Annotated in this window: 17 protein-coding genes; 3 read left to right on the forward strand and 14 right to left on the reverse strand. The window is 54.9% G+C overall.

All coding sequences use genetic code 11. From position 1 onward, the window contains the following. Positions 1–222: 222 nt before the first annotated feature. Complete coding sequence (locus C8D99_RS04150; protein ID WP_133956713.1) at positions 223–1,299, forward strand: pyridoxal phosphate-dependent aminotransferase; 1,077 nt, start codon at positions 223–225, stop codon at positions 1,297–1,299. Beyond that, complete coding sequence (locus C8D99_RS04155) at positions 1,277–1,573, forward strand: YerC/YecD family TrpR-related protein (RefSeq protein WP_133956715.1); 297 nt, start codon at positions 1,277–1,279, stop codon at positions 1,571–1,573. The genes C8D99_RS04150 and C8D99_RS04155 overlap by 23 nt, the downstream gene beginning before the upstream one ends. A 30-nt stretch (positions 1,574–1,603) precedes the next feature. Here the strand turns inward: C8D99_RS04155 and C8D99_RS04160 are convergent, their stop codons facing one another. From C8D99_RS04160 to C8D99_RS04170, 3 genes are read right to left on the reverse strand one after another with little or no spacing between them, the layout of a single operon-like run. Continuing rightward, the gene (locus C8D99_RS04160) at positions 1,604–2,299 is read right to left on the reverse strand and encodes an endonuclease III domain-containing protein (protein ID WP_133956717.1); all 696 of its coding nucleotides are present in this window, start codon (positions 2,297–2,299) and stop codon (positions 1,604–1,606) included. Continuing rightward, positions 2,286–4,697 carry a Lon protease family protein gene (locus C8D99_RS04165; RefSeq protein ID WP_133956719.1) on the reverse strand — a complete coding sequence of 804 codons (2,412 nt, stop codon included), beginning with the start codon at positions 4,695–4,697 and terminating at the stop codon, positions 2,286–2,288. The genes C8D99_RS04160 and C8D99_RS04165 overlap by 14 nt, the downstream gene beginning before the upstream one ends. Positions 4,698–4,738: 41 nt before the next feature. Next, the gene (locus tag C8D99_RS04170) at positions 4,739–5,266 is read right to left on the reverse strand and encodes a cob(I)yrinic acid a,c-diamide adenosyltransferase (protein ID WP_133956721.1); all 528 of its coding nucleotides are present in this window, start codon (positions 5,264–5,266) and stop codon (positions 4,739–4,741) included. A gap of 73 nt (positions 5,267–5,339) precedes the next feature. Between C8D99_RS04170 and hypF the strand changes: the two genes are divergently transcribed. Further along, a complete protein-coding gene (hypF, locus tag C8D99_RS04175; protein WP_133956723.1) occupies positions 5,340–7,619 on the forward strand; it encodes a carbamoyltransferase HypF in 2,280 nt (759 codons plus the stop codon). A gap of 58 nt (positions 7,620–7,677) precedes the next feature. On the opposite strand, the gene glpX is transcribed toward hypF, so the two are convergent. The 11 genes from glpX to prfB form a co-directional block, all read right to left on the reverse strand. Then, complete coding sequence (glpX, locus tag C8D99_RS04180; protein ID WP_133956725.1) at positions 7,678–8,676, reverse strand: class II fructose-bisphosphatase; 999 nt, start codon at positions 8,674–8,676, stop codon at positions 7,678–7,680. A 35-nt stretch (positions 8,677–8,711) separates the two neighbouring features. Further along, positions 8,712–10,007, reverse strand: coding sequence for an adenylosuccinate lyase (gene purB / locus C8D99_RS04185; protein ID WP_133956727.1), 1,296 nt, complete (start codon positions 10,005–10,007; stop codon positions 8,712–8,714). Then, the gene (locus C8D99_RS04190) at positions 10,004–10,543 is read right to left on the reverse strand and encodes a DUF4416 family protein (RefSeq protein WP_243833831.1); all 540 of its coding nucleotides are present in this window, start codon (positions 10,541–10,543) and stop codon (positions 10,004–10,006) included. The genes purB and C8D99_RS04190 overlap by 4 nt, the downstream gene beginning before the upstream one ends. After that, entirely contained in the window at positions 10,527–11,300 is a 774-nt protein-coding gene (locus tag C8D99_RS04195; RefSeq protein ID WP_133956729.1) for a hypothetical protein, read from the reverse strand. The genes C8D99_RS04190 and C8D99_RS04195 overlap by 17 nt, the downstream gene beginning before the upstream one ends. Continuing rightward, positions 11,284–12,225: a signal recognition particle-docking protein FtsY gene (ftsY, locus tag C8D99_RS04200; protein ID WP_133956731.1), complete on the reverse strand. Its 942-nt coding sequence runs from the start codon at positions 12,223–12,225 to the stop codon at positions 11,284–11,286. Before ftsY ends, C8D99_RS04195 begins: the two co-directional genes overlap by 17 nt. A 6-nt stretch (positions 12,226–12,231) precedes the next feature. Further along, positions 12,232–13,554: a regulatory iron-sulfur-containing complex subunit RicT gene (gene ricT / locus C8D99_RS15730; RefSeq protein ID WP_133956733.1), complete on the reverse strand. Its 1,323-nt coding sequence runs from the start codon at positions 13,552–13,554 to the stop codon at positions 12,232–12,234. After that, positions 13,526–14,296, reverse strand: coding sequence for a hypothetical protein (locus C8D99_RS04210; protein ID WP_133956735.1), 771 nt, complete (start codon positions 14,294–14,296; stop codon positions 13,526–13,528). Before C8D99_RS04210 ends, ricT begins: the two co-directional genes overlap by 29 nt. Then, positions 14,272–14,709 (reverse strand): DUF327 family protein, encoded by a 438-nt coding sequence (locus tag C8D99_RS04215; protein WP_133956737.1) that lies wholly within the window; start codon positions 14,707–14,709, stop codon positions 14,272–14,274. Before C8D99_RS04215 ends, C8D99_RS04210 begins: the two co-directional genes overlap by 25 nt. After that, entirely contained in the window at positions 14,706–15,335 is a 630-nt protein-coding gene (gene tmk, locus C8D99_RS04220) for a dTMP kinase (protein ID WP_243833832.1), read from the reverse strand. Before tmk ends, C8D99_RS04215 begins: the two co-directional genes overlap by 4 nt. Then, entirely contained in the window at positions 15,322–17,178 is a 1,857-nt protein-coding gene (locus C8D99_RS04225) for a SpoIVB peptidase S55 domain-containing protein (RefSeq protein WP_133956739.1), read from the reverse strand. Before C8D99_RS04225 ends, tmk begins: the two co-directional genes overlap by 14 nt. A 27-nt stretch (positions 17,179–17,205) precedes the next feature. After that, positions 17,206–18,307, reverse strand: a protein-coding gene (prfB, locus tag C8D99_RS04230; protein ID WP_133956741.1) for a peptide chain release factor 2 whose coding sequence is annotated in 2 segments (ribosomal slippage) — positions 17,206–18,234 and positions 18,236–18,307 — 1,101 coding nt in all. Because the reading frame shifts where the segments join, the coding sequence is not laid out codon by codon here. Positions 18,308–18,352 lie beyond the last annotated feature (45 nt).

Here is an 18,352-nt window from a genome sequence, read left to right on the forward strand (position 1 = left end):
TGGTCTTCGGGAAGCCAGTCCTCAATGGACTGGGGGAGTATGTACGGAGTCGCTCTGTCTACTGTCTGGAATCTGGTCACCATGCTCTTTCGCCGCCTTTGGTCGGGATGAGTCTATTTTATCCGATGTGGCCTAAGTCCGACAGGCTCCTAGACTGCGAAAGACTTGAGGAAATGCACAATGTAATATGATAAAGTTTTCAACACTTTAGGAGACAGCATTATGCCCCTATATCTGGACAAAAATGAAAATCCTTTCCAGACGCCGAAGGAAATCAGGGATGCTGTTGCGAAAAAGATTTCCGGTCTTCAGTTTAACAGGTACCCTGATCCGGGGTACCCTTTCCTGAAGCGTAAGCTCGCCGGTCTTGCAGACCTTTCTCCGGAATCCGTGGTGATCGGCAACGGCGGCGATGAAATCCTCGGGATGGTTTTCTCCCGCTTTGTACGCCCCGGAGATCAGGTTCTGACGTTTTCTCCCACTTTTTCAGAGTATTACAGGCTGTCCCGACTCGCCGGAGCGAGGCATATTACTCTTCCCATCCACCTGGAGGGGGAGGAACCGGTTTTTCCCGCCGGGGCTTTTCTCGAAGCGGTTGAAAAGGAAAAGCCGGCTCTTGTTCTTCTCGACACGCCGAACAACCCCACCGGAAAAAGCCTGCCTTCTTCTTTTATCGGAGATGTAATTGCCCGAAGTGAGTCCTTCGTGGTAGTTGATGAAGCCTACGGAGAATTCGGAGAAAGCACCTTTCTGGCGGGCCTTTCAGGGGCCCGGGTTCCTGACAACGTTATAGTTCTGAAGACGCTCTCTAAGGCATGGGGAATGGCCGGGGTGCGCTTCGGATGGGCATACTGCGGAGCTTCTGCCGCATCCGCCCTGGAAGAGGCGAGGAGTCCCTTCAATGTGGGAATTTTTACGGAAGCTGCGGCGGAGGTTGTCCTGGAATATCCCGGGTTCCCGGCCCTCTCCGCTGAAAGAGTGAAGAAACTGAGGGATGTTGTCCGGGAAGGCATCAATACCCTTGAAGGCTGGAAGGCCTTCGGGAGCGACGGGAATTTTCTTCTGCTGCGGTTGCCTGTTCCGGAAGGTGAGGTTCGTTCTGCTGCGGAAGGGCGCTTTTGTTTCAAGTTTCTCGATCTGACGCCGGAAACAGGGGACGGGCGTTGCTGGATCAGGCTGACGATCGGCACAGAGGATGAAATGACTGAAGTTCTCCGTTTCTTTTCTTCACTGGGGAATAATCCGGAACGGTTCAGAAGCCGAGGAGGTGCCATTGATGGTCGAAAAATGGAAGGATAAATTGACGGATCAGCTCTGCCAAGCGCTTCTCTCCCTCGAAACTCCGGAGGAAATTTACAGTTTCCTCGAAGACGTGGCAACCATTGGGGAAATCAGGGCTCTGGCCCAGCGGCTTGAAGTGTCCCGGCTCCTCAGCGAGGGATACACATACCCCCAGATTGCCCAGCAGACAGGCGCCAGCACCGCCACAATCAGCCGGGTGAAAAAATTTCTGGAATACGGAGCTGACGGCTACAAGATAGTGCTTGAAAGGCTGCGGAAGGAAGAATCCTGAAAATCGCCCCGCACGGAAAAAACGGGCCCCTCATGAGAGGGGCCCGTTTTTTCCGTTATAGGGACAGAGTCCGGAGATCCGGCATTTTCCGCAGGCCGGTTTTCTTGCACCGCAGACGCCCCTGCCGTGTTCGATGATATTAATGTGTCCCCCGTAAAAACGCTCCCGGGGAACCCATTTCTCGAGGAGAACCTGCATTTCTTCCGGCGCGGTCTTTTCCGAAACCCACTCCATGCGTCTGCAGAACCTTGCAATGTGGGTGTCCACAGGAAAAGCCGGTTTCCCGAGATCGAACAGCATGACGCAGGCGATGGTTTTTGCGCCGATACCCGGCAGCGAGGAAAGGTATTCCCTGACCTTCGTGCCTTCCCAGCCCCTGAGTTCCTTCAGCGAGTAGGTCCCAAAGGTTTTCCTGATCGTATCGAGGATGCGGAGCAGTCTTTCCGATTTTGTTTTCGCCAGCCCGGCGGGCCTGATGCATTCGGCGATGTCTTCGGAGGAAGCACCGGCTGCTGCGTTCCATTCCGGAAAGCGGGCCTTGAGAGCGTCAAAGGCCCTGTCCCTGTTTCGGTCATTGGTGTTCTGGGAAAGCAGGGTCAGCACAAGCCCGTCGAGGGGTTCCTCATGAGCCAGGTCCGGAGGAGCCGATTCATTCCCCCACATCTTTTCCAGGCCGTCAAATACCTCGTCGATTGCGGCGGGTCGGGGAAAGCTACTCTTCGCCATCGTTTTCGTCTTCCTCCGCCTCGAGCTTGTACTTTTTCTTGAGTTTGGCCCCTTCCTTCATCCATTTCTTGAGCCTGTTTTTCACTTTCCTGTGGATGGTGGAAGGAGAAACGCCGGTAAGGAGCTCGATGCCTTCGTCAATGGTCTTGACGGAAAACACTCCGAACATGCCGTCCTTTACCGCTTCCAGGATTTTTTCCTCGAGCATGAGATGGCGGACGTTCTGGACCGGAATGATAACGCCCTGCTCCCCGGTGAGGCCGCGGTGTTCGCAGTACTGGAAAAATCCTTCGATTTTCTCGTTGACTCCGCCGATGGGCTGAATGTTGCCGAACTGATCCACCGATCCGGTCACGGCGAATCCCTGCTTCAGGGGGACACCGGAAAGGGCGGAAAGAAGGCAGTACAGCTCCGTTGAAGAGGCGCTGTCTCCCTCGATGCCTCCGTACATCTGTTCGAAGGTTATGCGGGCGGAAAGGGAAAGGGGCATGTCCTGGGCGTATTTCCTTCCGAGGTAACTCGTCAGGATGAGCAGTCCCTTGTTGTGGATCGGCCCGGTGAGCTTTACTTCCCGTTCGATGTTGACAACGCCTTCCTGCCCCATGTAGACGTTCGCGGTTATCCGGGAGGGGTGCCCGAAACGATAGTCCATGAGATCCACCACGGAGAGGCCGTTGATCTGGCCGACGATTTCCCCGGATGTGTCAATCCTGATGACCCCGTCCTCGTAGGCCCTGGCGATCCGTTCCTGGATCAGGTTTGAACGGAACTTCTTCTCTTCCACCGCCTTCTGCACGTGCCGGCCGGTGACGAGGGAGGCTCCGTCCGCTTTTGCCCACGCTGATGACTCCACGATGACTTCTGTTATTTTGTTGAACTCGGTGGATATTCTTTCCTGGTCGTCGGAAATTCTGCTCGACCAGTCGATGACTTCCGCAACTCCGGAAGCGTCGAAGGGCAGTCCGTTCTCCCGCTTCAGACAGGTGGCGATAAACCGGGCCATCTGCTGTTCCGTCTCCGCGGTCCTCAGCATGTCCGTGTCGAAGTCGGCCTTTATCTTGAACATTTTCAGGAACTCGGGATCGTAATATTGAAGCAGGGCGTACAGGTAGGGGGTTCCCACCATGACGACCTTGAGTCGGATGGGAAGAGGCTGGGGTCTCAGGGAGGAGACGGGAACCGCACCGTACTGCTCGCCCAGGTTTTCAATGTTCGCCTCTCCCGTCCTGAGTACCCGCTTGAGCGCTTCCCATGACATGAAATTAAGAAGGACTTTCTCCGCATCAAGAACGAGAAATCCGCCGTTTGCCTTCTGGAAGGCTCCGGGCACGATCTTCCTGAAGTCGGTGTAGAGATATCCCTGGCGGCTTTCGTATTCAACTTTTCCTGAGAGATTGTAGTATGTCGGGTTGGTCTCCCATATGACGGGAGAACCGTGCTCGGGGTCGTTGCAGACAAAGACGTTTACGGTATAGCGGGTGAAGTCTATGTCGGCGTTTTCGTCTTTCGCCGCGGCGACGAAGATGCTGAAGTTATCGATGATGTCTTCCGTCAGGGCGTCAATCCAGGAACAGAGGATCTCGGTCGTTCCGAACTTCTCCTTCACGTCCTGGAGGTAGGGGGTTATGGCGTTTCTGCATATTTCCGCCTCCAGCTTGACGATACGCTCCTTCAGCCCTTTCTCCAGGTCACGGATTTTCCTGAGTGTGTCCAGGGTTTTCTGGGAAACTTCTTCCGATTTTTTCTGCCAGGACTTCTGATCCTCGTCGGAAAGGGCCTCGAACTCCTCCTGCTGGATTTCCCGCTTCATTTTTTCCCCGTTTTCGCCTTCCTCCTCGGTGAGGGGAATATTGACGAATCCCTGGGGAGTCCTCTTCAGGGAGAATTCCTTTTCCGCAGCCCAGGCCTTCACCTCTTCCATAAGCTGGTTGACCTCTTCCTGGAATTCTTTGACCAGCTGTGCCTTTGCGTCTTCGTACTGGCTCTTCTCGAAGGCCTTGCTGATGGAGATCTTGAGTTCTTCAAGAAGTTCATCAAAGGCAGCGCCGAGAGCCTTTCCTTTCCCTGCCGGGAGGTTTATCGCCAGCGGCTGTCCAGGATCATCAAAGTTATAAACGTACACCCAGTCGTCCGGGGCCGCTCGTTTCGCTGCCGCCGACCTTAGCCGCTCGAGAGAGTAGGTTGTTCTGCCGCTGCCGGGGTTGCCGAGGACAAAAATGTTGTAGCCCTTGCTCTCCACCTCCAGGCCGAAGGAAATGGCGGAAACGGCCCGTTTCTGGCCGATAAATTCCTGCAGGGGCTGAAGGTCCTCCGTTGTGCTGAAGCCGAGAGACCTGATATCTGTTTTTTTTCGAAGCTGTTCCAGTGAAATCTGTTTTCCTCCAGAGTGTTTTGCCATAGAGATATCCTCCCGGAATATGTCTTGTATTCGGTGCCTTTTCAGCAGTCGATTCCCTTTCTGGCCAGAATTCCCTTCCTGTAGGGATGTTTCACCTCGGCCATGTCTGTCACAAGGTCAGCTATTTCTATCAGCTCGGTCGGAGGATTCCTCCCCGTGAGCACCACTTCCACGTGGAGCGGTTTTCGTTTCAGGAGTTCGAGGACTTCCGCAAGGGGTACCAGGCCGAATGAGAGGGCTACGTTGATTTCGTCCAGAATGACAAGATCATAACATCCGGAGAGAAGGACCTGCCGGGCCGCCTGCAGTCCTTTTTCCGCTTCGGCGAAATCAACGGGGTCAATTTGCCCGGGATAGATGTAATCAGGACGGCCCGTTTGGATGAGCTTGACTCCGGGAAGAAATGAGAGCCCCCGGACTTCGCTGTAGAGCCATCCTTTCATGAACTGGATAAAAGCGGTCTTTCCGCCGCATCCGGTCATGCGAACCACGAGTCCCAGGGCACTTGTTGTTTTACCTTTGCCTTCACCCATATAAACATGAATGAGACCGAAGTCCAAAAGCGACATGGCTTCATCACCCCGTTCCACTATGCACCTCTTTCTTTGTATATTACAATGCATTCAGATTGGAGGTTTGTCAATGCTTTTCCACAGAAAGATTCTCGTCTCCGGCATCGTTCAGGGTGTCGGATTTCGTCCTTTTTGCGCCCGACTGGCAGAAAAACTTGGTCTTGCCGGATCGGTCAGAAATACGTCGGGAGGAGTTGAAGTCGAGCTCACCGGTGAACCTGAGGTCCTGGACAGGTATCTCCACGCTCTTTCCACAGAGAATCCCCCGGCTTCCGTAATTACTTCGGCCGTTGTTCTCGAGGACCGCCGGGCGGAGGATTCGGGGGAAACGGCTTTCAGGATTCTCGAGAGCAAAAAGGAAGAAGAGCTGTCTGTGCTCATCCCGCCGGATCTTGCTGTCTGCGATGACTGCGTGTCAGAGATGCGGGACCCGTCCGACAGGAGATACCGGTATCCTTTTATTAACTGCACGAACTGCGGCCCCAGGTACACGATCATACGGGACCTCCCCTACGACCGGCCGAAGACGGCCATGGCCCCGTTTGCCATGTGTCCTTCCTGCAGCAGAGAATATCATGACTCTTTTGACAGGAGGTTCCATGCGCAGCCCAACGCCTGTTTCGACTGTGGTCCTTCGGTATGGCTGGCCGACGGCGGAGGGACCGTTCTCTGCCGCGGAGACGAAGCGGTCAGGGAATGCTCGGCCTTTCTCGAAGAGGGACGGATTGTAGCTGTTAAAGGCATCGGAGGGTTTCACATTGCATGCACGCCCTTCAGCGATGAGACAGTGACACTGCTGCGGCAGAGAAAAGGGAGAAAAGACAAGCCGTTTGCGGTTATGGCTTCTTCCATGGAAGAGGCGGAGAGGATGGCATATATCCCTGGAAGTGCCAGGGATCTGCTTCTTTCTCCGAGAAAGCCCATTGTTCTCTGCTGCCGGAGAACGAAATATCCCCTTTCGGAACTTGTGGCGCCGGGCCAGAAAACGGTGGGGCTGCTCCTCCCCTATTCACCTCTTCACCTGCTGATCCTTGAAGAAAAAAAAGCCCTGATCATGACCAGTGCGAATTTTTCCGATGAACCCATCGTTTCCTCGAACGAAAAAGCCCTCTCCGCCCTTGCGGGGATTGCAGACTTTTTTTTGCTCCATGACAGGGAAATTTATATGGCCATCGATGATTCGGTAGCCGCTCCCCTGGGACGGTCATACTTCCTTCTCCGGAGAGCGAGAGGGTATACACCCGCCCCCATGGCCATCCAGGAAGATACGCCGGTCATTCTCGGAGCGGGAGCGGAAATGAAGTCCACATTCTGCGTTTCAAAAGGAAACCTCGTTTTCCCGGGGCAATACCTTGGAGACATGAAACAGCGGGAAACGGCAGCCTATTTCGGCCGGGCGATGAAACACTTCATGACGTTGTACGGCCTCAGCCCGGAATACCTTGTCCATGATCTTCATCCCCAGTTCCTTTCCACCGCTGCCGCCCTGATGAACCTTCCTTCCTTTGAGGGAGAAAGATTGGCAGTACAGCATCATCACGCCCACCTCGCTGCATGCCTGCTTGAAAACGGCGTCAGGGGCCCTGCCATAGGGGCGATTTTTGACGGCACCGGATATGGTCCGGACGGAACCGTCTGGGGCGGAGAATTTCTTGTGGGGGATTGTTCGGGTTTCTCCAGGAAAGGGCACTTCCATCCTTCCCGCCTTCCCGGAGGTGATGCCGCCGTGATGGAGCCCTGGCGGTACGGGCTTTCACTTCTCGCCGAGACCATGGGACCAGAAACGGCACTGCCGCTGGGGGAGAAACTCTGGCCGGCCAGAAAAGCAGTGATCCGTCAGGTTCTTTCCGTTCTCCGGATCTCGCCGCTCACGACCTCCTGCGGAAGATTCTTTGACGGCGTTTCCGCCCTTCTGGGACTTGCGGAAAAAATCACCTTCGACGGGCAGGCTGCCATGGCTCTTGAAGGGATTGCGGAGGGAGGTCGGATCAGTGCTCCTTTTACTGTTGAAAACCGGGAAGGACACTTGATACTTGACTGGAGGCCCGCCGTCCGCTGGTTGATGGAAAATCGAGGCACCATGAGGAAGGAACTTATCGCGGGAGCGATGCACACAGGGCTTGCCCATGGGGTTGCCGAAGTCTGCTGCCGTTTGGCGGAAGACACAGGGATACGGGATGTGGCTCTTTCGGGAGGCGTCTGGCAGAACAGGAGACTGACGGCAACGGTAAAAAAACTCCTCGTGAAGAGGGGACTCAATCCCCTGCTCCACAGGCTTGTTCCGCCCAACGACGAGTGCGTTTCCGTCGGCCAGGTGGCCATCGGGGCTGAAAAGTGGAAAAAGAAATAAAAAAAGAAGGCGGGAAGAGGTCACCTTTCCGCCTTCTCCTGCTTCAAGTCCTTTGTCTTCAGACCGTGCTGTATTCGATGCCGCTCACCTTGGAGAGTTCCGACAGCTTCTTCGGCATGTGGATGCTGTCCACGAAGCGGATAGTGCCGCTTCGTGATCTCATGACCATGGAACTTGTATGAATTTCCCGACCTTCGTAACGGACGCCCTTCAAAAAATCTCCGTCGGTGACGCCCGTAGCGGCAAAGAACACGTTGTCCCCCCTGACGAGGTCGTTGATGGTGAGAACCTGGTCAAGATCGAGGCCTCTTTTCCTGCTTTCGGCTATATCCTCGTCATTTCTCGGCCAGAGCTTGCACTGCATGCTGCCTCCGAGGCACTTGATGGCGCAGGCTGTGATAACTGCTTCCGGAGACCCGCCGATGCCCATGAGGAGGTCGGCTCCGCCGCGGTCCTTGCATGTGAGAAGAGCTCCGCCGATGTCACCGTCGGGGATGAGCTTGATCCTGGCACCCACATTCCGTAGCCGGGTTTTCAGTTCCTCGTGGCGGGGGCGGTCCAGGACGACTACCGTAACATCATCCAGGGCCTTTCCCTTTGCCTCCGCCACGCGGGCCACGTTTTCCTCGGGAGTGAGGTTGATGTCTATGACGTCCGCCGCTTCGGGACCGACGACGAGCTTGTTCATGTAGTAAATGTTCTTGGGGTTGAACATGGTACCCCGTTCGGAAACGGCGACGACGCTGATGGCTCCGGCAAGACCGAGAGCGGTCAGTCTGGTGCCGTCTATGGGATCGACGGCGATGTCGACTTCAGGGGCGTTTTCCGCTCCAAGCTTCTCTCCGTTGTAGAGCATGGGGGCTTCATCCTTTTCTCCTTCTCCGATGACAACGACACCGGACATGCTGACCGTGTTGAGAATGTACCGGAGCGCGTTTACCGCCGCTCCGTCAACAGCGTTCTTGTCTCCCCGCCCCATCCATCGTCCCGCTGCCATGGCGGCCGCTTCTGTGGCCCTGACCAGCTCGAGCGCAAGGTTCCTGTCAGCAGCAAACATAGTATCTCCTCCCGAATAGATTATATGTTGCCCTGTTACCGGCGGAAACGTGCGAATATCTCGTCAACCCAGCGGAAATAGTGATCGGTTGAAAAAAGGCCCTCCAGGTCCTCCGGGGAAAGACGGGATGCGATCCGTTCATCTTCAAGGAGCAGCTCCTGGAAAGATTTTCCCCCTGACCAGCATTTCATCGCGTTTTCCTGAACTATGGCGTAGGCTTCTTCCCTCGGAAGGCCGAACCGCTCGACCAGATCGAGGAGAATACGCTGGCTGAAAACGAGTCCCCGGGTTATATCCAGATTTTCTCTCATTTTAGAGGTATTTACAACCATATTTTTAACAATATATGTCATTTTTGAGAGCATATAGGTGATCAGGTGAAAAGCATCCGGCCAGATGACTCTTTCAGCGGAGGAATGGCTTATATCCCGTTCATGCCAGAGGGTCATGTTCTCCATGGCGGTGAGGGCGTATCCTCTCAGGAGCCGGCTCATTCCGGAAATGCGCTCGCACAGGATGGGGTTTCTCTTGTGGGGCATGGCGCTCGAACCTTTCTGTTTTGCGCCGAAGGGTTCCATTGCCTCCATAACTTCCGTTCTCTGCAGATGGCGGATTTCTGTTGCAAATCGGTCGAGAGCGCCTCCGAGGAGGGCAAGTGTGTTCATTGCGTTGCTGTGCCTGTCTCTCTGGAGAATCTGGGTTGAAACCAGAGAGGGTTTGAGTCCGAGAAGGTCGCACACTCTCCGTTCCACAGAAGGTTCGCAGTGGGCGTAGGTTCCCACTGCCCCTGAAATTTTGCCGTAGCTGACCTGTTCTTCCGCCAGTTCCAGCCTTTCCGTGTCCCTCTGGAGCTGGTAGAGCCAGTTGAGGAGTTTCAGCCCGAAAGTGGTGGGTTCGCCGTGGATCCCGTGAGTTCGCCCGACGCAGGGGGTGTATTTGAATTCTTCTGCCCGCTCGGCTATGGCGCCCATCAGGGCTGCGGTTTTTTCTTTCACTATGGAGAAAGAGCGTTTCAGCGACAGGGAGGACGCAGTGTCAATCACATCGCTGCTTGTCAGGCCGAGATGGATGTATCTGCCGTTTTCCCCGACTTTTTCGGCGACGGCGGAAACAAAGGCGATGACATCATGGTGCACCTGCTCCTCTATCTCGTTGATTCTCCCGATGTCAAAAGAGGCTTTTTCACAGATGTCCGTGTAGGCATCCGCAGGGATGATTCCCTTTTCCATCCAGACCCTGCAAACGGCGAGCTCCACTTCCAGCCAGGCTCGGAATTTGCACTCTTCGCTCCAGATGGCTTTCATTTCTGCTGTTTGGTATCTCCCGATCATTTTTTGCTCCTCCTCGATTCCATTTCCAGGATCCATTTTTTCCTTACGGCTGAAAGAAAACCGTCATACAGGCCTTGTGCAAAATCGGGAAAGGTGTAGTCGAAGGACTCCCATTTCTTGAATCGGAAACGGAGGGTCACTTCGCCGTGAATTCCTCCGCCGATGTACACCCGATGCGCGTGGTCCTTGGTCGAGGCAAGCACCAGCCGCGCTCCGTTCACATACCCCGGATCGATGTTCACCGCTCTCGGGGCGCCGCTCTCATTCTCGAGCCGGCAGGCGGCCCGTTTCCATTCCGGCAGAGCCCCGCCGTCACGAAGACCCGGAAAGGAAAGAAACCGGCGGAACAGGACGGGGGAAATGTCGGTGTAATAGTCCGTGACGGTGAAGGGAAACTCGGAACTGACATCTTCTGGTAATCCCCAGAGGGCCGAGAGTTTCTCCGCCGTCCAGATCCAGCGGTTTTCGTCCGGGTAGAGAACACCCACGACAAGTTTAACGGGATAAAACAGCGTACCGTCAGAATTCCTTTCCATCCTTCACCTTCAGGTATCCCAGGATGTTATCGTCCCATACGCAGGCCAGGACTTCATCCCGTTCATCTTCAGCGGCAGAGGGAACTTCCGTTGTCTTCTCCACGGAAAAGCCCTTTCCCCTGAGGCGTGAAACGAAGGCTTTCCCTACCGCAGCCCACCATGTCATCTCTTTGGCGTTCCCCATATCCTCGGAGACATCATCCACCAGAAATACTGCGGGATGAATCTCCCTGAACAAAAAGCACTTTCCGCCGGACGTCTCACAGAGAAACTCAGGTCCCTTCCCCCGGGGCACCGGGATGCCGCCGAGCACCTCCGCCGCTTTCCGGTTGGCGGTGAAGCGCCCGCCGGTCCAGGATACGAAAGGAAGGGGGGCATCCCACCAGAGGGGAATGCCCGTTTCGACGTCCCCTTCCGCCATTCCCGCTATGGATGAAACCGAAAGAATCCTCAGGTCGGCGTCCTTCAGAACAAGAAGTTCCGTCTGTTTAACGAGGACCTTCTTTTCAAGAAGGTCCTCAAGAGTTGAAAAGGAAGGGCAGAGTTTCGTCAGTTCACAGACGTTTCTTTCCCCTTCACCCTTTTCGAGCACGGAGATGATCTGATCCTTTGAAAAAACAGGATGCCCCTCACAGGGAGAGAAGAAAAGGCAGAATTCTATTCCGTGGAGGTAGAGATCACGGAGAACCTTCGAAAGTGTAGGGGCGGCTTTTTCGTCTATTCGTCTTCGGGGGGTCTTTTTAGTTTCCCTGCCCATGGCTGTCATCTCCAAGGAGGGCACTGACGAATTCCCTTATATCGAAAGCCCGGAGATCTTCTTCCCCCTCTCCAAGCCCGACATAGCGCACGGGAATTTTCAGGCTGTCTGCGATAGCAAGAAGAATGCCTCCCTTTGCTGTGTTATCGTATTTCGTGAGAACCACGCCGGACAGGGGGAGCAGTTTGTTGAACGTCTCAGCCTGGGCAAGGCCGTTCTGACCCATGACGGAATCAAGAACCAGCAGTACTTCCATCCGGGAGTCTCCCTTTTCTTTTTCCAGGATGCGGTGAATCTTTCCCAGTTCTTCCATGAGGTTGTGCTTGGAATGAAGCCTTCCGGCCGTATCCACGATGAGCACGTCAGCACCGGAGGCCTTCGCTGCCTGGAAGGCGTCAAAGGCGACGGCCGCTGCGTCGCTTCCCTGCTGCTGGGCTATGACGCGGACGCCGGAGCGATCTCCCCACACTTTCAGCTGCTCGATGGCCGCGGCACGGAATGTGTCTGCTGCGGCGAAAACGACCTTTTTCCCTTCTTTCGTCCACCGGGAAGCGAGTTTTCCTGCCGTTGTTGTTTTTCCGCTGCCGTTGACGCCTACAAGGAGGATAATGACCGGCCTTGGATGGGCTATTGACAGGGGCTGCCCCATGGAAGGAACGGCAAGAAGCTGGGAAGAAATTGTATCCTCGAAAAGCCTGAAAAGGTCTTCGGGCCTGCTGATTCTCTTCTCGGCGGATTCCTTCTTCAGCGAATCGATCAACCTGAGCGTCAGGTCAATCCCCACGTCACCGCTGATGAGTATTTCTTCAAGATTGTCCCAGAAGGCCTCATCCACGACGCTTCCGGAAAAGAGGCGGGACAATCCCCCGCTCCACCGCTCCCGGACACCTTTCAGTCCCTGCTTCAACCTTTCAAAAAAGACCACGGCGCTCTACACCTCCGGAGATGGACTGGCTTTTGTATTCTCGCCCTGCTGTGATGGTGTTTCCCTGTTTCCTTTCTGGGGGCGCCTTCGCCTGCTGTTCGGTTTCTTTTTTTTCTGTCCTTCACCCTGACGGACTTCCTGTTCCTGCTGCCTGGGTTTTTCAGGAGCAACAGGTGTCTTTTCAGGGGAAGAAACCGGGGTTGCCGGGGCTTTTTCTCCCTGGGAGGGTTTTCTTTTTCTCCGTCGTTTTTTCTTCGCCGCTCCCGCCTGGGGAGCGGTATCCTTTTCTTTTTCCTGCTCCCGGGGAATTTTCTCCTCGGTTTTCCGTCGCTCCTGTCGGGGAGGGGATTTTTCTCCCGCGGCTTCCTCCCTGGGTTCGGGAGTTCTTTTCCTTGCCGGCCGGAAAGTGTCCTCTCGGGTGCTCCTGAGTTCCTTCGGTGCGGCTGCATCTTCCCAGGAACCGCCCTCCATGACCGTTTCTTTGAACCGCTGGAATTCTTCGGTTTTTACAAGAATTTCCTTCCCTTCCGGTGTCCTTATCCGGACGGATTGGGCAGAGAGCTCAACTCCGTCAATAAGGAAGTTGCCGCCCGGGGTCCTGAGTTTCGAGCCTGGATTCGGCAGCCCCTTCCAGAGTTCTCCGTAGAGATGGTGTTCATAGGACATGCAGCACATAAGTCTGCCGCAGATGCCGGAAATTTTCGTGGGATTCAATGCCAGGTTCTGTTCTTTCACCATTTTGATGCAGATGGGGGTGAACCGGTGAAGCCAGTAGCTGCAGCAGCAGCGCTGGCCGCATGGAGCCAGCCCCTTGACGGCCTTGGCTTCGTCTCTGACGCCTATCTGCCTGAGCTCGATGCGGGTTTTGAATTCCTTTGCGAGGTCTCTGACGAAAGCCCGGAAGTCGACTCTCTGTTCCGAGGTAAAATAAAAAAACAGTTTTTTCCTGTCGAGAAGGAACTCAACATCCACGAGTTTCATGGAAAGATTGTGATTCCTGAGGAGTTCCCTGGCCTTCAGGAGAACGGAGTTCTCCTCTTCCCTCTCCAGGGACGCGTCGTTCATATCCTCTTCGGTTGCTTCTCTGACGAAGGCTATTTCCTGCAGCGCAGGTTCGCCGCCCTTCACCTGGCTGTCCGAGGAATCGTCGCTGCATGAGTTTCTGTAGCGTTCCTCCTGTTCCGGCGAGAGAGGGCCGCCCAGAAGCGCGAGTTCTATCCCCCGCATTGTTTCAGTTACAAGCCAGGCACCTCGTACGGGCACCGGTTCCTGGAGGTCGAGAAGTCCGAGATATCTTGGTTTACCAAAAATCGCCAAATAAATGCTCAAAAACAATACCCTCCTTGAGAGCCAGCACTGTCAGATCAAGAGCCATGGTTCGGGAAAGACGCCTGGATTCCAGCAGAATTCTCAGGCGTTCAGCTTTTCCTGCCCCCTCATGGTCACCGGATTCCACCAGGTGGCGGATCCATGGTTCGAACTGCGGCAGTACGTCGTCAATCTCACTGCCGCTGTTTTTTTCAACCCATCTGCCCCACTCTTCCGGTGAGGACGGGACGGGTTTTTTCTCCGTCTTTTTCCCGTCACGAAGGGACACCGTCCAGGCCCTGCTTTTCAGCGTGGGGAGCAAACGCTCTTCCTCGGAGACGAGAAAGAACACAACACCATGTACGGGCGGTTCTTCCGCAAGTTTCAAAAGGCTGTTGGCTGCAGGCAGCAGCATTCGTTCGGCGGAAAAAATAACGGCGCACCGTTTATGAGAGACCACCGGACGGTATGCCATGGCCCGTATGACCTCTCTGCAGGCGTCTATGGCAGGAGCCTTTCCCGGCTCTCCGCCCCTGACGAGGTCAGGATGGTCTTCCCCTGACCATGCCCTGCAGGCTGTACAGTCGTCTCCCCCGGTCCGGTTGAGGCAGAGAATCATCTCCGCTATTTCCCTGGCGAGCATTCCGTGGATATTCTCCGGTGCCGAAAGGGAAATGCAGTGGGGGAAGAGATCGAGGGCAGCGAGAGACTGAAGTCTCTTCCAGGGTTCGGATGCGGTTAGAGAAGCAGGGAAATGAGACATCCCTTCACCTCTTCCATCAACTGAAGCATTCGGGTCCTTTCGCCTTCCCTCCTGAAAACGACTTCCAGTTCTCCCAGGATGGATTCGACTTTTTCCACCGTGACGTACAGATTGCGGTCGTTCCGTCTCCATTTCATGTCCCTGCGGATACGCAAACCGCCGATTGCCCTCCGGAGGAGCTCTTTCACCAGGTTTCTGTATTGCTGCAGGGTGCTTTCCGCAGGGAACTGGGTCATTTTTCTGCCCAGGAGTTCCAGTTTTTCAATGAGTTCCATTGTCTCGGCGTCTTCGAGAGACTGGGAAAACGGACGGGGTTCCGTTCCCCGGGCCGGGGAGGAAAGCCCTTTCTTTCTCGCCTGGAATCCGGATTCTCCCCCGGAAATTCGTTCATCGGCGTTTTTCTTGACCTTCAAGGGGAAAGAAGCACCTCCGCCCTCCGCGCAATCTCTCCGGCAATGGCGTCTGCGTCATTGTCTCCGTCCAGCCGGGTTATTCGTTCCGGTTCCCGTTCGGAGAGAAAAAGAAAGCCCCTGCGGACATTTTCAAGAAAGGGTGTTCCCTTCTCCTCCATACGGTCCGGGCCTCCCCGGCGTGACACTCTATGATAGGCTTTCCCGGGCGGCAAATCAATCCAGAAGGTCTGGTCCGGAACAGGAAATGCACACCACCGAAACAGCTCCTCGATCTTTTCGAGGGGTATCTTCCTGCCCCATGACTGATAGGCAAGGGTGGAATCGGTATATCTTTCGCATACGACAATTTTCCCCGCTTCAAGGGCGGGAGCGACAACTTCCCTGATATGTTCGCACCGGTCGGCGAGAAAGAGAAAAAGCTCGCTCAGAGGATGCTGCATTCCGTGTTTAAGGAGAAGATCCCGTATTTTCTCCCCTCCTGTCCATCCGCCCGGTTCTTTTGTCCAGAGAACGGCATCATCCCCAAACCGCGAAGCCAGGTTCCCCACAAGGATGCGGGCCTGGGTTGTTTTGCCGCATCCGTCAATGCCTTCCAGGGTGAGAAACACCCCGTTACTCCTCTTCATCTTCAGTCTGCTCGCTGTTCTTTCCATCGCCCTGCTTCACGTTCACAATTTTTCTGAGCAGTCCCTCCACGACGAATTCTGATTTGAAAATCTGGAGAGTGCCGTCCTCGAGCCGCCGTTTCTTCATCTCGCTCAAAAGTTCCTGTTCTTCCCTGGAAACCGGATCCTCGGTATCCCTGCGGTCTTTTCCTCGTTTTGAAACCTTTTCGTAGTTGAACTCAATGATCAGTTCGTTGTTTGTTTCCAGGGCGGACATTTCGGTAAACATCTGGCGGAAATTCGCAATGGTCTTCCACCCCTGGATAACTGCCGACTGATTGAGAGGCTCGATTCCGCCGCCCCTGACGAGAATTTCGCACAATCCTCCGGCATCTTTCGGAATAACGATTTTGAAGACTTTTTTTACCTGCTTCCTGCGGTAAGGCCTCAGGTTAACTTCCACTTCGACCGTGTCTCCCGCAGAAAACGATTCTCCCTTGACCTCGATGCCCTCGATGAACATTAGTCTCGGTTCCTCGGTGAATTCCGCCGAGACTGTCACGCCGAGGGGGTAGACTTCCGCAAATGGGTTGAGGAAGATGATATCCAGCAGGTCAGCCGCTTCCTTCAGCGCGTCGGCTGCAAGGTCCTTGTCGGAGAAGAACATGTTCCTCCGGGTCCAGCCCTGCCCCATGCCCCTTCCGTGTACCGTCAGGGAAAAAACGGCGGTCCCCTGCCCTTTTCTGCCCCAGAGATCGTCGATGAGCCCTGTGAATATTCCGGCGGAAAGCTTTGCCCCAATGAAAGGATCCGGCACGAAGTGGAACCGCTTTCTGCCGTCTGCCTTCCTGTCGGTGTCCATGAAATTGAGAGTGGCCGAAACGGAGGGAGTGAAATAGCCGATTCTCCCTCCGATGGCCTGGGGCCTGTCATGGGTAACTGTTCCGACGATTCTGAGGGGGCTTCCGACCTTGAACGGCGCCTCGAGACTGGGCACGACGCTGTGGATATAGGCCCTCGCTACGGGATAATTCACTGCTCCCTTTCCGAGGAAGGGGTGGGCGAATCCGATGAACCGACCGTCCTGAGCGACCGCCGTGAGGGTTCCGGTTGACCCGATGGTTACATCGCCCCAGGCAAGAAGAACGGTGATCGCCTCTCCGGGAAGAAGTTTGGCATTCATTTCGACGGGGATGTCTTCTGAAAAGCCTCCTCCCGGAACATACCGTTCCTTTCCCAGAAGAGCGGTGAGTTCCGTGGCTTTTCTGGAGCTGATCCCGTCAATGAAAAGAGGTGATACTTCTCCCTGCAGCAGCGGCCCGTCCTCTTCTTCGTCCTTTTCTTTCTCCCGGGTTTCTTTCCGGCTGTTTTCAGGTTTTTCTTCCTTTTGGTCGTTGTCATCTTCGGCTGGCCCGGTTCCCAAAGGAGGGAGGCCCGGAAGGACAACCTTCTTTTCCGGCCAGTCCCATATGGAGGCCATATCCTCGAGAGGCGTCACAAGGCCGAGGTTGTGTTCGCTGAAGTTCCATCCGTACCCGATGGCACCGATGAGCTTTCCATTCACGTACACGGGGCTCCCGCTCATCCCCGCTGCTATTCCCCCGGTTTTCGCTATTACCGGTCCGGAAGCCCGTACCATGATGAGGTTTCTCGGTGAGCCTTTTCTTGGAATGACGCTGACGATCTCAACGGGGAACCGGATTATCTCCCGCCCGGAAACGACCGTCAGGGCATGTCCCTTCATTCCCGGCCTGAGCGATGACGCACCCAGGGAAGGCCCGGAGGGCCTGAAGGGTGCTGCGTCTGCAGAGACAGCCAGCAGAACGGACAAAAGGAGAAACAAAAAACAACGAACAGGCTTCATGGGTTATTTCCTCCCGAATAAGAATCGTCAGTTCTGTTTCTTCCAGCGCAGGAAATTCATGATAAATTCGTCGATATCGCCGTCGAGAACAGCCTGAACGTTTCCCGTTTCGTGTCCTGTCCGGTGATCTTTCACCAGCGTGTAGGGATGAAGAACGTAGCTTCGTATCTGGCTTCCCCAGCTGATTTCCTTCTTTTCTCCCTGAATTGCCAGAAGTTCCTGCTGCCTTTCCTGCCATGCCTTTTCAAAAAGCCTGCTTCGCAGCACCTGCATGGCCACCTGCCTGTTCATGTGCTGGGATCTTTCGTTCTGGCATGCGACAATGATTCCACTCGGAATATGGGTTATCCGGACCGCTGAATCCGTCCTGTTGACATACTGACCTCCGGCTCCGCTGGCCCTGTAGGTGTCCATCTTCAGGTCCTCCGGCCGGATCTCGATCTCCACATCGTCAGGCAGCTCGGGCGCAACGTCCACCGAGGCAAAGCTCGTATGGCGGCGTTTTGCCGCATCGAAGGGAGATATCCTGACGAGTCGGTGAACGCCCTTTTCCGACTTCAGGAAACCATAGGCAAAATCACCTTCCACAAGAACGGTGGCACTCTTTATACCGGCTTCCTCATCCTGGAGAATTTCGAGAATTCTGGCTTTGCAGCCTTCTCTTTCCGCCCAGCGGAGGAAAAGCCGGAGGAGCATTTCCGCCCAGTCCTGGGAGTCAAGTCCTCCCGACCCCGCATGTACTGAAAGGATTGCGTTGTTGCCGTCGTATTCTTCAGAAAGAAGCAGAAGAAGCTGTTCTTTTTCAATGATTTTCTTCAGGTTCGCAGAAGTTGTGCTAAATTCGCTCTGCAGTTCATCGTCGTCAGATTCGGACAGCATTTCTGAGAGAACGGCCAGGTCCTGAAAAATGCCGTCCACCCTGTCCCAGGTGTCCATTTTTTGCTGAAGCCGGGCTATCTCCCTGGTGACGGTATGACAGTCCTCCCGGCCCCAGAAATCCGGGGCGGACGCGGAAGCTTCCAGTTTTTCTTTCTTTTCCCTTATCGAATCCAGGTCAAAGACTGTCCTGCAGGTCTTTTCTCATAACCCGCAGTTCCTCCAGAACAGTGGCGTTTGAAGTTATCGCCATGTCGATTCCCCCTCATTGTTATTGTGCTGCGTGATTTTTCATTAT

Source organism: Aminivibrio pyruvatiphilus (assembly GCF_004366815.1).
Taxonomy (GTDB): Bacteria; Synergistota; Synergistia; order Synergistales; family Aminobacteriaceae; genus Aminivibrio; species Aminivibrio pyruvatiphilus.